The following is a 1,439-nucleotide window of genomic DNA, read 5'->3' as shown; positions in this document are numbered from 1 at the left end:
ACTCCGGCTAAGTCATCATTGAAGACGACAGATTAAACAAATCAGTTATTAATACGGTTAATCCGTTCGACCATTTCCAGTTGGCGTAAACGGCGGATAATGCGAGCAAGATGCTGACGATCAGTGACTTCAATTGTCAGTCGCAGATTGGTATAGCCACCATCGCGCTCATCAACGATAACATTATCAATATTCGATTCAGCTTCAGAAATCACCGAAGCAATTGTCGCCAGTGCACCACGTTGATTACGCAAATGCATCATCAAATCTACAGGGAAATCACGATTGATCTCTTTTGCCCAGGCAACATCCAGCCACTTTTCATTCTGCTCACGTAAATGAGTAGTATTTTTACAGCTTCGCTGATGAATAATGATACCGCGTCCGGCACTGACAAATCCGTGGATTGGATCACCCGGAATCGGATGGCAGCAGCGAGCAAAATTCACAACCATGCCCTCAGTTCCGGCAATCAGCAGTGCCTGTGGCTCTTTATCAGGAGTTTCTTCCTGTAACAATTTTTGTGCGACCAGTAAGGCAGATATGTTGCCCAGACCCAGATCGCTCAATAATTCATCAAAGTTTTCCAGCTCATACTCTTTCAAAAGTGCCGTAATTCGCTTGGTGGGAATATTTTCCAATGCTGTTGAAAAGGCTGTCAGATGTTTGTTCAGCAGTCGTAATCCAAGCTGAATTGCCTCTTCGCCTTGCAGATGCTTGAGGTAATTACGAATATTGGTCCGCGCTTTTGGCGTCACGACAAAATTAAGCCAGGCCGGATTAGGATGCGAGGTCGGCGAGGTAATGATTTCAACTGACTGGCCGGTTTCCAGTGGTGAACTTAATGGCACCAGATGGCGGCCAACTCTGGCTGCTACGCAACTGTTACCGACATCAGAATGAACTGCATAGGCAAAATCCACTGCTGAGGATCCTCTCGGTAAGGTGAGGATCTCTCCTTTTGGCGTTGAAACATAAATCTCATCAGGGAATAAATCGATACGTAGATTTTCCAGAAACTCCATCGAGTCACCGGAGCTTTTCTGCATTTCCAGAATGCCATGCAACCATTGCCTGGCTTTACGGTGCGCCAGCGTATTGCCAGCAACTTCACCGGTTTTATAAAGCCAATGAGCGGCCACACCCGCTTCAGCCAATTGATCCATATCGCGAGAACGGATCTGGACTTCTATCGGAACACCATAGGGACCAAATAAAACGGTATGCAATGATTGATAACCATTCGCTTTGGGAATCGCTATATAGTCTTTGAATTTACCCTGCACTGGTTTGTATAAGTTATGCACTACACCCAGCATTCGATAACAGGCATCCACGTCGTCGACAATAATCCTGAAGGCATACACATCCATGACTTCAGAAAATGATAGCTGTTTGCTAACCATTTTTTTGTAAATGCTATAGAGATTTTTCTCGCG

1 protein-coding gene is annotated in these 1,439 nt (G+C 45.3%); it reads right to left on the bottom strand.

Annotated features, from left to right (window positions below; translation table 11 throughout):
- Positions 1–41: 41 nt before the first annotated feature.
- Positions 42–1,439: RelA/SpoT family protein (locus tag B3182_RS05005; protein WP_292751771.1), on the bottom strand; the 1,398-nt coding region annotated here is incomplete at its 5' end.

This window comes from Methylophaga sp. UBA4204 (assembly GCF_002379485.1).
Taxonomy (GTDB): Bacteria; Pseudomonadota; Gammaproteobacteria; order Nitrosococcales; family Methylophagaceae; genus Methylophaga.
Note: the sequence above shows the minus strand (reverse complement) of the source record. Positions and strands in the feature narration are given on the sequence as shown.